Below are 14,845 nucleotides of genomic sequence, written 5' to 3'. Positions count from 1 at the left end.
AAGTGTCTGGTCGATAATAGGTGAAAGCATGGAGTCAAATTGCTCCATGATTGAAAAAATTCCTCCAAAAGGTGTGAGTTTTTCAGATTTTATTTGTACCTTTGCCATGTCTTGTTACGATTTACGCTTGTTTTGATTTGCAACACTAAGATAAGTGAAAAATCTGACATGGCAAAATCCTGAGCAACTTTTTGTTGCTCAGGAACTTATAAATAAAGTTAAATCAAAGTGTTGCGGAATTAAGGGTAAACTGATAACATTTGGCTTCGCCATTACTCAATTCACCCCAAACATCCATTTTTTCTACTGGCCGAACAGCATCTCCCGACTGATAAGTTTCCAGATTTTCTGCTTCTATCGCACCCGGGTAAATATACCGATCCGTCTTACATTTCTCATTATAGACTTGTAACTCCTGTAATGTCATGATTTTACGAGAGGCCATTTCCGGTAAGGGTTTCCGATTACAAGAAGCACCTGGTTTAGCATACCAATAGGTATTCACCGCATATTGCAAATGGAACCAACTGGTTCGGTTGGAACCCGAAGACTCTATATTGAAATCCAACTGCCGATTAAAAGGAATAGCATCCAATACGCGTGTTCTTGTACAAGTATTATATCCCATAGAATTAGGAGCTGCCACTCGGACATTACTTAAAAATGGTGTATAAAATTCATCCTCTGGATTAGGAACAACTCCTCCGGCCCAACCATAATAATCCTCCGTTCCGGTACCAAACAACGATGGGAATGTATCATCATCTACATACACCTTTTCATCACCTTCTCCCCACCAGCCTTCTTCCGGGTTTAATACCGTAAACTGATCACCTACATAAATTCCCTTTCCCTTCACATTAACCAGATTATAATCGAACAACGGGAAACCAGGTGTAGGGTCATCCATACGCCAAGATGAATGGAAATACATGGACCGATCATTCCAGGTATAAGGCATTACCTTGGCTGTTACTGACATCTGTATGTCTTGTTTTCCCATGTTTTCTATCTCCAGCTCTGCGATATGTTGATAAGGCATAATCCACCGGCAAATCATGGTTCCATCTTCCTGTACGGCTCTTTCCCACATCTGATAAGTTTTCAATCCAACTCCTATGTTAAAGAAGTCCCCTAACGGAGTCCAAACAGTCTGTTCTCCATCAAATGAGATCTTCAATACCGTTGAACGTAATGCTTGGTCAAAATCTTCTGCATCTAATTGGAATACCAACTGTTCAATGGCTTTCTGCTTTTTCCGGATAAGCAACGTTTCTTTTTCTTGTGGCCGCAAAGTCTTATGAAAAGAATAAGCTTCCGTATTTTTTGTAGAAGCCAAATCTCCGTACACTCCTCTTTCCAAGACGTACCCTACACTGTCAATCAATATTTGCGATTGATTATACTCATCCATACTAAAAGTCCGGACAGATGTACCTTGAGGATAACTTCTATAACTGATAATATTATAAAATACCTTTTTATCCATCGTCACTTTACAACTTTTTGCATAAGGGATCGGCAAATAGGAATTACCGGCACGACGGGTTTCCATCGCAAACGGAGGCTTAACAAAAGACTCACCCTTGACAAACTCAAAAAAGTTACAATTGATCGTTGGCTCTTCTTCCCCATCTAAATAAATCTTCAGATTGGCGCCTGTTGTATCATCCAGTCCATAATAGAAACAAACAGCCCATATTTTCGTAATAACTCCAGGACCTTTGTCTTCCATTAATACCCATTCTGTTTCTCCTTCCCGGTTCTTTTCCGTACGAATACAAAAGACGCCATCCGAATCGGCAAACCAGCCAGGTTGATCCGGAGAAACAGAAGCCCGGTTATAACTGCTCGCCTGCATTGCTTTATAAGGAATTGACTCCGGATATTCTACCAATTGCTTCCGATCCACCATTTTCCGAAGTAAACTCTGCATACTTACCTGTTCCTGCGCATGAATGGAACATAAGTTTATTAATGCCGCAATTACAAATAGACAAAATTGATTTTTCATGATATCAAACTACATTTATCCGTCGTTACTTTTATTAATTACAAGTTGGAAATGCCGAGATTCTCAAACGCATAGCCCCCATAGGAACCAGTTCTATATCATCTACCTGTTCTGATTTTACAGCCGATTCATAGGGGAGAACACCACAAAGTTTATACTCATCTATCTTCCATTCAGGAACAATCCTGCCTTTAGCTTGGAATACGAGTGGTATATTTTCAGGTGTAAACGGATTCACTCCCGGAGCTAATGTTTTCTTCTCTTTCAATGTCACTCCAGTTTCCAACTGTAACGCATAGTTCCATGATGATTCCGGATAAATTTCATAAGACGGCCAGCTTTCCACATCTGCACCTTTCTGCCATTGAGAATCCCAAATAGCCGTTTCCGTACTGTTCTTCTTCACATATTTCTCTTTGATCTTCAGTGATAAAGTCAAAGGACCATAATCCACACTGACACTATTCTTGTTTACCTGCCATTTTCTATATGAGATTTCCATCGGGAAGTTTACTTCTATCTTATCTCCATTTTCCCAAGTTCGCTGTAAACAAAGATATTCTCCCGAGCCAAAATCCATTTGAACCTTTTGGCCATTCACCTTTACATCTGCATCTTTCGTCCAGCTGGGAATACGAATATAGAAGGGAAATACTACTGCCTGATCACTCGCTATAGTAAAAGAAATTTGAGAATCAAACGGATAATCAGTCTGTCTGTTCCCGAATCACAACCTCCTTACCATCAGCCACTTTCACTGTTGCCTCGCAACTATTAAAAAGTACAGCAGCCACTCCATTATCCGGTGTTGCCATTACCAAATGTTCCGCATAATAAGGCCATGCAAAGCCATGATTATGTTGACAGCAACGACTACTAAATGGATTCATGGCCAAAAAAGGACCAGCATTATCAATTCCTGGTTTATGATTCTCACTATCACTCATGACCATATTGGGAGAAGTAATATAACGTAATGATTTCATATCCGGCATTAGTGCCGCCGGATAACTGTTGAACGCTACATCTTCACAATTTTCCGCCCAATAAGGGTCACCCGTTATTAATAACATAATCTCATCCGAAGCCATCTGTTCTGCAAATCCACAAGTTTCCGTTCCTTGACGAGGATCAAAGAATCCCATGCGTGCATTTTCGTCTGCCCCAAACATACCACCAGGGACCTGACCAAAGGCACGACGAATCAGACTTTGCACATTATAGCTGGCAGATACATATTTTTCATCCCCATTAAACAAATAATAAGTGGCAGGTTCTCGAAAACACTGAGCCACATTCACATTATGCCAGTTCGGAAGCTCGGTCGACTTCGTCCAATCGGCAGTATTTCGATGTAACTTATCTGCTAACTTCAACAGTTCCTGATCTCCTGTCCGATTATACAGCCAAACTACACTCCAAAGATTATCACCACCACGGCTATTTTCCCAATACGACTCCAAGAATTTCTCATCTGGAACAGTCAGTTGATAATGAAAATAACGAGTCATAAAACCAAGTACCCGCTCATCCGAAGAATATTCATAATACGATTGTAGGATCCACAGTGCTACCATATTTGGCCAAAAATCTTGCGCACCATCCACTTCCGTATAAGGGCCAAAATTCCCATCTTCTCGCTGGCTAGCTAGAATCGCTTCAATCCAAGTTTGCGTTTCTGTCAACAAATGTTCATCCTTTAATAAATACGCCAATCCGGCATACCCTCTTAACCAATACGGGACTTCTTCCCATCCCCATTTACCTCCAGATTTCAACCAGGCATTATCATCTTTTTGTAACCACGCACTGATTTCCCCCAAATGTCCGTTTAAACCATCACGCTGCAATTCCAACATAGTCCGCAACCAACCTTCCGGGCGAATACTACCCGTTGGTAATTTAATAAACTGTTGAGGCTGTAATGGTTCTCGATTACTTATATAATTCGCATTAACCGTCTTAATCGGCATTCGATCCACCATGCCCCCTTCCTGTTCTGTCGGAACGGAAGAACAAGAAGAAAGCAATAATACTAATGCTAATGAATAAATCTTCTTCATAACAATTATTATTTTTCAATCATACTTTTAATCAAGTCAATTTCTTTTTGATCATATGGCGCATAATTTCCCTTAAAAATATCATGCTGCCATTCTCCCGTATAAGGCAATTGTTCCGGACGATGCCCCCACGGTAAATGTGTTTGTGTTTTTCCATTTACCAGTCCCCACATAATATTACCTACATTTGCGTTCTTAAAGACTGGTAAAATATCAAGAATATATGATTTTGCAACCCGATTCATCCATTCAGTACAAATTACTGGACGTCCAAATTTTAAAAAGTAGTTCATTTTCTTTTCTGTTTCCTCCTTTGGAGCATAACAATGAAAAGTAATGATATCCGAATTTTCTATTAAAAAATCATTCAATTTCTGATTTCCATTCCACATTCCTGAAGTTATAGGCTGTTTCGGGTTTATTTCCCGTGCCCATTTAAAGACTTTATAGAGTAAAGGGAAACTCCTTTCTGGAAAATTTGTATTTGTTGGTTCGTTATACAAATCCCAAACAAATATACGATTATCATCTTTAAATCGAGACAAAATATCCTTAACATATATTTCTAACTTATGATGCGTACGCTCATCTACAACCATTGAACAACCCGGAGAAGGAGACCATGCCCAAGCATACCAGCCCTCTAAAGGTTCTGACTGCTTTCCTATTTTAGGATCGGTATTTACACCAAATACACAATCATCAAAAAAAACAGGCATAACCTTTATTCTATGCTTGTTACAAATATTCAAAAAATGGTCAAATGTTTGAATGAAATAATCTGGATCATCCTCATAAACGACATACTGTAAAACAACCCTAACACAATTCATACCAAGTTCTTCCATCAATAGCATTTCTTTATCAATCAATTCAGGCGAGAAACTAGTTTTATCCCACATAGCTGTATAATTAATTGCATTCGAAGGAATATAATTCACCCCACAATACCAAGGATGCTCTTTTTCCCATTTTTTCGCTTTTTCAATACTCCATAAACCATTCTGAGCAAAGGATACAACTGTAGACACAAATAATATGCTTATACTAAAAAAGAGATTTCGTAATTTCATAATCTTATATTTAACGTTCACAATAGACATACAATGACAAACAGACTACCCTTCAACGCATCATATAAGTTAGAATGAAAAGATACATGAATTTCTATTTGTCTACTTCATAAAACAAGCAACATAGAAAATAAAAAGGTTCGTTCCAGGAAACCAGAACGAACCTTCCCTAAAAAATCTGTTCCCTATTTAATAGTTATAAATTCACTATTTTCAAACATTATCTAATCCTTACAATAGAAGAATAAATAGCCTGATCTGCTCCATTTGCTAATACTCCTACACGAGCATATAGAGCTTTTGCATTGGAAACATCTGTATTACCACTAATATCTGCTGTGAAACTAACAGCACCCGACTTCACATCAGATATATCTTGACGAAACACATTATTCACGTCGTCAACAAACTGAGTCTTACTTAAAATCAGCATAACTTTATTGATTGTTGCAGACGGAACAATCTGTTCTATCGTAAATGACGCAGTCATAGCAGATTCAGTCACACTAATCTGCTCATTCTTAATCAAGTAATAAGGCGTTACTTCTAATTTTATATCTGCACTTCCTTTTAGATTAACAACCATCGTATCGCGATTATTCACCCAAGGTCCATTTCCATCACGTGTCACTAACTTATATTCTCCGTCAAATAACATCGCAGAAAATACACCATCTTGACCCACATATACTGAAATCGGATCATGTTTATCATAACCATCCTGAAAGAGCTGAAGTTGAATAGCTTCACCTGTTCCTCTTAAATTAAGAGCTTCCCCATTATAAGTAATAGTACCCGTCAATCTAGAATCCGGTGCATCATAATTATCCTTACCACATCCAGAAAACAAAACAACCAGTACTAACAAAGAAAATATATTCGATAAAATCTTCATATTCGTGTACATTTAATATTATTGATATGGATTCTTCACCAATTTAGGATTGTTATTAATCCAACCCAAATCCAAAAAGTTATAATAATTCTGCATTCTAAAATAGCGAGCATTCGGTGACATAAACAAATAATCTTCAACAAACACCCATTTTCCATCATTCGGATCACCTGGAGCTACAACCAGATATGGCCATAAACGACGATGACGAGCTAATTCATCATTATTATTGCCATTCCAAATTTTATCAGCCAAACGCCAACGTTTCATATCCCAGTACCGATGATCTTCAAAAGCAAATTCTACCCGATTCTCATGAACAATATTATCAAAAGTCACAGTTTTTAAAGGCTTCACTCCTGCACGATTACGAACAGCATTAATGTAATCCAATGCCTTTCCATTACTTAATTCAAATGAAGCTTCTGCTGCAATCATATAGGCTTCTGCCATACGGAAACGGGGCATCCACATTTCAGAACCACGTCCACGAGTTCCTGCAGATGGTGTTTCATCAATAAATTTACGAATATAGAAACCTGTTTTATTTATATACTGCTCATTTGATTCCTTCGGCCCATTTAGAGCTGTGATAATATTTCCCTGAGCATCTTTAGAATCCAAGTCGCCTGTTAGGATTTGCCACTTACCATCAACCTTATTCAATTGACCTGCTTGAAGAATTACCGGAGAACTCTTTAACGTCGCATTGGGATATATAACCGTTCCCCATAAACGAGGATCTCGATTTTTAAATGGTGCATCAGCTGAATCATAAAATTTATAAGATCCATTCTCCATTGTTTCAATCTTACTACCTTCACCTGGAGTATCCGTATCTATTTCTTCAAACTGTTCCACCAAATTCAAGACAACACCCAACCAGCTATTATCAATATCCTCTGCATGAGATTTAGGAGCATTAAAATTCGTAAAACCGTGTGTCTGACCAGGATATTTATAATCTCGAGCCCAGATTACTTCGGTATTATTCTCTTTTACAGATACAGCCTGATAGAAATTCAAACCTTTATCATCTGGACGCTTATCCTGCAGTTCATACGGGCTATTTTGGATGACATCTTCAGCTGCAGCCAATGCTATTTTATAATATCCTTCTGCCTTATCTGCAGGTATACCAACTTCACCACCGTCTGTCTTAATGGGAGTCGTCATCTTATTATTATAATTGGCAATGGAACCTGCATACAAAGCAGCTCGAGCTTCCAACATCTTGGCAGCCCATTTATTAGCTCTAGCACTATTTGTTTGTTTATTAGTTGACATCATGCCTGCTATCGCCTGACATTCACTAATAATATAATCATACATCTCTGCTTCTGTTGAACGAGGATATTGCATACTCGTAACATCCATTCCCGGTGTATAATCAAATATATCATCTCCTACTATTGGCATTCCTCCAAGTCCTCTACACATATTAAAATAATACCAGGCACGCAAAAAACGAGCCTCACCTTCCAATGGCGCCTTTTCTGCATCTGTTAGTGCAGTTGTTTCTCGTAATCCTTTCAAAAATTGATTGATATTACGAACCAATGTGTAATCATAAACTCGCCATAAATCATCTTCAAAAGTAGAACGTTGATCTGGCCCACCATCACACTTTGCTGCATCATCTATTATCGCAAATGATCCCCAGTCTGCAACGTGTTGCCCCCATGTCACACGACCATAATAATTCGCCAAAACAGATTTAATCATAACAGGATCATTAAAAATCTGTTCATCTGTCATAATTTTATCCGGTTCACGATCTAAGAAACCATTACAAGCAGTCATTGACAAAACTAAAGATGTCAATGCTACCAACATATATCTTTTTTTCATACACGTTTAAAATTTAAGATTCATACCGATATTAATAATTCGAGTAGTCGGATATCCTAATCCGTTTGTCTGATCAGATTCAGGATCGACACCTTTCATATTTGTTATTGTAAATAAGTTGGTTCCTGCAACATAAAATCTCAAATCTGAAATCAATACTTTCTGTATAATATGTTTTGGTAATGTATATCCAAACTCCAAATTACGAAGTTTAACATATCTTACATTTTTCTTCCAGAATGTACTATTCCAATAATTACTATGAGAGCTATTACCAATCAACAACATAGGATAAGTTCCTTTGATCAATTCGCTATCTGCATCCCAAATATCAGCCAAATGCCATGTGTCTTCCATATAATACTGAGGGTTATTACCTCCATCATGGAATGGATTACGCTGTTCATAATCTTGATACCAAGAAGCTAAAGCACCACCAGTCAAATCAAACGACAAATCAAAGCCTTTCCACCCAAAAGCAAAATTCAAACCCCAGTTTAATACGGGTGTTGCACCTTCACGATAACCGACAGGACGCTCATCCATACTATTAATAACACCGTCACCATTCACATCTTTATATTTTATATCACCCGGACGAAGTGTTTTATTTCCTTGTCTGTCATTATCAATCGGATAAGTAGCAATTTCTTCCCAGCTTTCAAATTGTCCAATAGCTTCCAATCCCCAATTCACATAACCAAAACGATGATCGATTGAATTACGATAAACATCCCATGAATTAGAGAATCTGGGTTTATATTGTTCCCAATCATAGAAACGTGCATAAGTGACATTTCCTCCAATCGAATACGTAAAATCATTTATACGATCACTCCATTTCACGATTGCGTCATATCCCATATGTACATCTGAGTTCAAATTCTCTTTCGGTAAAGAAAATCCTACTTCCGAAGGTAACAACACATCATAACGGGAAGCCGGTAATCCTGTACGATGACGTCTAAAGAAGTCAAACTGACCTGTCAGGCGATTATCCAAAAAGGCAGCATCAAAACCAATGTCTAAAATCTTAGCTTTAATCCAAGACAACGTAGTTACCGGTAATCCTCGCGGAACCGAACCAATTGTATATTCACCATCAATAACAGATCCTCCGTTTTTATAATTATAACCTGTCATATAGTCAAAAGCAGCATATCCATCTACATTATCATCTCCTACCAATCCGTATGATCCTCTTAATTTGAAATCACTAAAAATAGAAGACATGTCAGACTCTTTCCAGAAATTTTCTTCAGAAATTCTCCAACCTACAGAAGCAGAAGGGAAGAAGCCCCAACGATGATTGGGCGGGAATTTCCACGATCCATCATACCTTGCTGAAAACTCAACCAAATATTTATTAGCATAATCATAATTACCTCGGAACATCCAACCTAAACGTGCTTGGGTTTCATTCCCATAATCATTATAAGTATCCATCGTTTCATAATCAATCAGATGCAAACTATTGGCCGTTGGTATCGCATGCAGCCATGAATATGGAGTATCACGTTTTACAGCCTCCAAACCAGCTACAACGGCAACAGTATGATCTCCAAACTTTTTATTATAAGAAAGTTGAATATTCGACAACAACTCTTCATTATGTCCAACCTGTCTTTCTCTCCATGGATTCTTATTCTCAAAAATAACCGGATAGGTATCCGTTGCTTCATCATAACCATAAAGCTTATAGGTATATTCTTGGTTATTCATCACATTATACGCCAGATAATAACCAACCATCGCCTTGGCTTTCAATCCATCAAAAATATCATATTCGGCATTAGCTTGTAACTGAGCGACACGCCAAGTGTTTTTATACTCACCTGACAAATCATAAGTTAACCAAGCAAAATTTGTCGCCGCATTGGAAGATGTCAAAGTTGGATAATTTGGATTGTCATTCGCATAAGGTCGTTTAGTCGGCAAATTTCGATAAGTTCCAAAACGAGGCATCCAATAATCATCCGTCTCGGGAACTCCCGGATTCTTACGTTCTTCGATACGACCATTCATTGATGCTCCTATTTTTAATCGTTCATTGATCTGAGCATCAATATTCATTTGTACATTCGTACGCTTAAATCCACCATAATTGACAATCATTGCGTCCTGATTCAAATGGCCGACTGAAAAATAATAGTTAATCTTATCTGAACCACCTGATACATTAGCATTTACATAATACTGAGGAGAGGTTTCCCAAATAAAATCATACCAATCAAAAGGAACATATCCTTTTTCAGTGCCCTGTTTCCACTTCTCATAATCTTCTTTAGAATATGTATAATCCGTTTTACTCTGTACTGTTTCTGATTGAATATAATTCGTTATATAAGTTACAGCATCAGCCGGTTTTGGGAAACTGGATGGCGTTTGCCAACCATAGTAAGTATTAATAGAAACTGTATTCTTACTATTTCTTTTTCCTTTTTTAGTTGTTACTACCACAACACCGTTAGCAGCACGCACACCATAAATCGCTGCTGATGCATCTTTCAATACTGAAATACTTTCAATATCATTAAAGTCCAAATTATTAAACTGACCTTCATCAGACTGAATACCGTCAATTACAAATAACGGAGTACCCATGTTTCGAATCTGGATAGTTGTAGAAGCTCCTGGACGTCCATCTACCTGACGCGTATTCAAACCAGCTATTTTACCAACCAAAGCTCCAGATGCCGTAGAGGCAACAGAACGACTAATATCTTCATCTCCTACGGAAGAAATAGCACCTGTTAAAGTTGCTTTTTTCTGTGCCAAACCGAAACCTGTTACAACAACTTCATCCAAAGTCTCGGAATCTTCTTTTAAGGTAATCGTCAAATTACCCCCCCCTATAGAGGTCTTAACTTGCTGATTTACAAAACCTATGTAAGAAACTTCCAAAACAGCAGACTCTTCTACACTAATGGTAAAATTACCATCCATATCAGATATGGTACCATTTGTTGTCCCTTTTTCTACAATATTAGCACCTATCACCGGTTGACCTGCTGCATCCAGAATTTTTCCTTTCACAACATTCTTTTTTTGCTGGGTACTAGGATTTTGAACATTCTGTCCAGGATTCTGTTTTGAAGTCACAGGTAATAAAAGAACTTGATTTTGGGATATTTCATAGCCTAAACCTGTTCCATCCAGAATTGTATCTAAAACCTTCCGTAATGATTCGTTAGAAACATTCAAGCTAACCTTCAATGACAAATCTACATTATTGGCATCATAAAAAAATGAACATCCACTCACTTTTTCGATCTGACTCATCGCCTCACTTAACGAAACATCCGTCAGTTGGATCGAAATCGGTTTTACAGCTTCCATTTGTACCTCTGAAGCATATATAGCCGGAGGCAATAAAAATAAACTTAATGATAAAGGGAATCTCCATATTTTACCCTTCATCCAATAAAGCAAATGCTTTTTCATAACTTACATATTAAGATTAAAAAATTAGATTAAAATATTCTCACTCTACATGTTGACATGTTTTTCATGCTATTACACCTTCCCCATAAGCTTAAATTTTATCATTAAACAATTCATTTATTTGTATTACCAATTTTATATTATTCCGAACAATCTATTCCAGTTTTTTTAATAATATTTACTGCTAACACAAAAAGAGAGTCGTTATAAAACCAAATTACCCCTAAAAGAAATTTATTTTTAACATTTGCCTAATAAAAGTTTTTTTAAGTATATCTACATATTCGAATCACATCATCTACCAGAGTAAGAAGCAAATAGAAAAAATGTGAAGGATATTTTTCTAACAAAGAGAAGCCTATTATGGATATAAAAACAAAATTAACAAGAATAAAACTGGAATCAAACGAACATTAAAAACGATTCTCGTTTATTTTATTTCCTCATAATGAATGATTAAAAATACGCCGGTTTTTGATCAAAATACGCCGGAAATGAATAAAAAGCCGGCGGGTTTTAACTTATAGAAAAGACAAAAATTCTTTCCCAAAAAGATTCTTATTATTCTAACTTCTACGCTTGTTCAATTTATTAATTACCACAATATCTTCATCATTAAATTGATATTGAACAGGAGAAATCCGAGAAATCAAACGCAAAACTTCCTCTAAAGGCTCATCTGTCAAAGAGAACGTGAATGCCTGATCTTTGGAAACACTTTCGCCTAACAATATTTTTTTATCATACCACTTTTCCAAATATCGAACCACCTTCTCCAAAGGCAATTTATTAATACTTAACGTGTCTTTCGCCCAAAGGGATTCAAATTCCACATCTACTTTTCGAGTTTCTATACGATCTGTCTGAGGCATATAAACAGCCATTTCTCCAGGCTCAATTTTTCTTAATAGACTATCTTTTCTCACTGCCACAGATCCTCTCAATAAAGAAACACACGTTCCTCCATTAACATTATCTTTCACAGTAAAAGCTGTTCCATAAACTTGAACTTCCAGATCTTTCGCTTCTACGATAAATGATTTCTTAGGATCTTTATATACATCAAAAAAAGCTTCTCCTGTCAGTCTTACTCTTCGTTCTTTTCCTTCTTCCTCAATCAAATAAACCAATGTTGAACCTTTATTTAACCAAACAACAGAACTATCAGGTAATAGTATTTTTGATTTTCCAGTAAGAGCAGTATAAACAGGAGTAACTTGCTTATTTTCTTCGTAATTATCAGTATGAAGAAAATAAGATATTCCACATATAGCTAAAAGAATCGATGCAACCCATCCCCAATGTTTCCATGGAACACTCCATAAATACACTTTCCTTTTGGAGATTCTTCCTTCCATTTTCCTCCACAAACGATCAATATCCGTCTCTGTTTGAGTATTCACCCGATAACCTAAAAGAAAGAACCAACATCTCCTTAACGAGCCATACAAATGACTAAAAGATGATTCTTTTAACCAAAGATCAAGCAGTTCTTTTTCTGCTACATTCAACTCATCTTTAAAATCCTTTACCAAAAGAGTCCACGGTATATATTTATTAGAATTATTCATCTATACTTAATATCAATTATCAATCTACTTTTCTAAAACTAACCTTCTTTTCTCCATTATCAGCCATATGCCGAATAAAAAAAGATTTATTATTTACTTTACCAGTTATAAACTCAGGTATATTATACGACTTCAATAATTCATCATAATAACCAATATCTTCCTGTGGAAGCAAAAATGGCTTACCAAATGTACCGTTAGAAGATACATGAACAATATATGGACGTGTATATAATCCATCACCCCTACGACTACTAAACACAACCCATCTTCCATTGGACGACCAGGAATGATAACTTTCGGTATCTTCGCTATTAGCTGGAACCGCATATTCTCCTCTGTTAGTTCTCAAGTCAATCAGGTATAAATCTGCGTCCTTATGCCAAATAGGGAAAGTTCCATAACCGGACACCGTTCCTAATAAAAAATGACCATCCGGAGAAATTCTTGGAAAAGAAAAACTCTTATCTTCTCTTTCCGCATTAAACAATGTATCTATTGATTCTCCAAAACAACCCAACTCTTCATCAAAAGACACCCGACACAGATTATATTTTAATGACTGGATCGAATCAGGCATTGATTTTGCCTGTGCTGTACAAAAATAGAGAGATTTTCCATCTGGAGAGAAAGCCGGAAATGTTTCATAAGAATCTTTCGAAGCCAACCGCGAAGAAGAAATAATCATATGCTCCTTTATTTGATATACGACTACATCAGACGCTAAATCATACACTTCCACCCGTTGTGTCGGATGAAACCCCTGCGACGTTTTATTTGTCGAAAAAGCGACATAATCACCTGACGGATGCCAATAAGGATAAACCAAAGGAGAAATCGTCTCTTTTGCCTGCGTATTAACAAAGTCAATAGAGTCTCCATTTACAAAAACGGTACCTCCCAATGTAGAACGCATATGAAACAAATAATGCTCCGGATTTCGTTCACAAAACGAATGACAATTTACACAATTACCCTTAGTGACTTTATTTTCTATAATAGGAGTTTCCTCAAAATTAGTTAGATTTCTCTGATAAATCCCCATTTGATTCCATATAGCATAACCTGGCTCAATTAAACGATAGGCCAAATATCCATCGATTGGATCAGCCGAAACATGAAAAGAAAAAGGTTTATAAGCAACATATATTCCTTTCTGATTAACAACCACAGTTACATTCACTTGTTTACCTTGAGCCCGTTCCAAAAACTCATGCCATTTTTTTAGAGGAATATCCGTTTGGTTATCTTTCTCACCTACAATAAGACTATCCCCATCTACTTCATATTTTACAAAAGATAAAAGAGATCCATTAACCGTAAAATTCAATGGTGCTATATTATGAGGGACAGTAATATCTTTATAATCCGGATTAATAGACACTTCTTTGTCCTGATATTGATCAATTTTATAACCAGGACTACAAGCTAATGTCATTAGGACAAATAGAACCATATAGATAATACATTTCATTTTTTCCCTCCTCGATCCTTAAACAACAAATAAAACCAATACGTATTACCATGATTTTTGGCTATTTCCTCCACAAAATTAATATAGCCTCGTTTATCTGCCAAATCCTGCGCAAAAGAACCATAAGCTTGTTCCGTTGCCAAACTAACTCCCATCTTAGCCCAATTACCAGGAGAATCTTGTTCCAAAGCGACAACAGCTTGCTGCTGAGATAAAGACAATTCAGGCCAGATATCTGAATGATAATACATATCATACAACTCTCTGAAAGCGTTCAAATTTCGATTTAACAACAGAAACCCACTCAGATATTGAAACGCAAGGGTATTTTGTGGATCATTATCTATCAATCCTTAATTCCGCAACACTATAATTTAACTTTATTTATAAGTTCCTGAGCAACAAAAAGTTGCCCAGGATTTTGCCATGTCAGAATTTTCACTTATCTTAGTGTTGCAAA

The 14,845-nt window shown here is 36.8% G+C and carries 8 protein-coding genes and 1 pseudogene; all 9 read right to left on the bottom strand.

Features of this window, described 5'->3' with window-relative positions; genetic code table 11:
* Positions 1-223: 223 nt before the first annotated feature.
* Positions 224-2,014 (bottom strand): glycoside hydrolase family 172 protein, encoded by a 1,791-nt coding sequence (locus MUN53_RS17225; RefSeq protein WP_243326627.1) that lies wholly within the window; start codon positions 2,012-2,014, stop codon positions 224-226.
* A 34-nt stretch (positions 2,015-2,048) separates the two neighbouring features.
* Positions 2,049-4,077 (bottom strand): annotated as a pseudogene (locus MUN53_RS17220) (beta-L-arabinofuranosidase domain-containing protein).
* Between the two features lie 8 nt (positions 4,078-4,085).
* Positions 4,086-5,150, bottom strand: coding sequence for a cellulase family glycosylhydrolase (locus MUN53_RS17215; protein ID WP_243326626.1), 1,065 nt, complete (start codon positions 5,148-5,150; stop codon positions 4,086-4,088).
* 220 nt (positions 5,151-5,370) lie between these two features.
* Positions 5,371-6,045: a DUF3823 domain-containing protein gene (locus MUN53_RS17210; RefSeq protein WP_243326625.1), complete on the bottom strand. Its 675-nt coding sequence runs from the start codon at positions 6,043-6,045 to the stop codon at positions 5,371-5,373.
* 18 nt (positions 6,046-6,063) lie between these two features.
* On the bottom strand, positions 6,064-7,896 hold the full coding sequence (locus MUN53_RS17205; protein ID WP_243326624.1) for a RagB/SusD family nutrient uptake outer membrane protein: 1,833 nt from the start codon (positions 7,894-7,896) through the stop codon (positions 6,064-6,066).
* A gap of 6 nt (positions 7,897-7,902) precedes the next feature.
* The gene (locus tag MUN53_RS17200) at positions 7,903-11,340 is read right to left on the bottom strand and encodes a TonB-dependent receptor (RefSeq protein WP_243326623.1); all 3,438 of its coding nucleotides are present in this window, start codon (positions 11,338-11,340) and stop codon (positions 7,903-7,905) included.
* Between the two features lie 566 nt (positions 11,341-11,906).
* Positions 11,907-12,911, bottom strand: a complete 1,005-nt coding sequence (locus MUN53_RS17195; RefSeq protein WP_243326622.1) for a FecR family protein — start codon at positions 12,909-12,911, stop codon at positions 11,907-11,909.
* 19 nt (positions 12,912-12,930) lie between these two features.
* Positions 12,931-14,385, bottom strand: a complete 1,455-nt coding sequence (locus MUN53_RS17190) for a TolB family protein (RefSeq protein ID WP_243326621.1) — start codon at positions 14,383-14,385, stop codon at positions 12,931-12,933.
* Positions 14,382-14,735 (bottom strand): DUF6057 family protein, encoded by a 354-nt coding sequence (locus MUN53_RS17185; protein ID WP_262918251.1) that lies wholly within the window; start codon positions 14,733-14,735, stop codon positions 14,382-14,384. The genes MUN53_RS17190 and MUN53_RS17185 overlap by 4 nt, the downstream gene beginning before the upstream one ends.
* Positions 14,736-14,845: the final 110 nt, after the last annotated feature.

Source organism: Parabacteroides faecalis (genome assembly GCF_022809355.1).
Lineage (GTDB): Bacteria > Bacteroidota > Bacteroidia > Bacteroidales > Tannerellaceae > Parabacteroides > Parabacteroides faecalis.
The sequence above is the reverse complement of the archived record's forward strand: the minus strand, read 5'-3'. Positions and strand labels throughout refer to the sequence as shown.